Here is a 521-nt window from a genome sequence, read left to right on the forward strand (position 1 = left end):
TTTTAGAAAATCGAATTTTAGAGATGAAAGCAGCCATCGAAGCGGGTAGCACCATTTCTGTCACTGCCATCAACAGCAATATTTTTACGCCATTAGTTATTCAAATGATTGCAGTTGGTGAAGAAACGGGTCGTATTGATGAACTTTTGCTCGAAGTCTCAGATTTTTATGATCGAGAAGTGGATTATGACCTTAAAACACTGACGGCAAGAATAGAACCATTACTTTTGGTCATTGTCGCTGGGATGGTGATGGTACTTGCATTGGGTATTTTCTTACCAATGTGGGGGATGCTGGATATCATCAAAGGCGGCTAATGCGTGGTTGAGAATCAAAGCCGAGCAACGCTCGTTATGTTTGGCTTAGTTGCCGTCATCATCGTGGTTGGAATGGCGATTAAATTGCAGCCAGTCACTGAAGAAGCACAAGCGACAGGTGCAAAACTCGCAAAGGTTTGGATGCTAGACAGTGTTCAGCGTTATCACCAAGCGTGGTTAGTGCAAGGTGAGCCTAATCATATG

1 protein-coding gene and 1 pseudogene are annotated in these 521 nt (G+C 43.4%); both read left to right on the forward strand.

Annotated features, from left to right (window positions below):
• Positions 1-317, forward strand: a 317-nt coding sequence (locus R7O13_RS30790) for a type II secretion system F family protein (protein WP_318305708.1), incomplete at its 5' end; no start/stop codon positions are given.
• A 3-nt stretch (positions 318-320) separates the two neighbouring features.
• Positions 321-521 (forward strand): annotated as a pseudogene (locus R7O13_RS30795) (MSHA biogenesis protein MshF); the annotation flags it as partial.

This window comes from Vibrio sp. Y176, assembly GCF_033438945.1.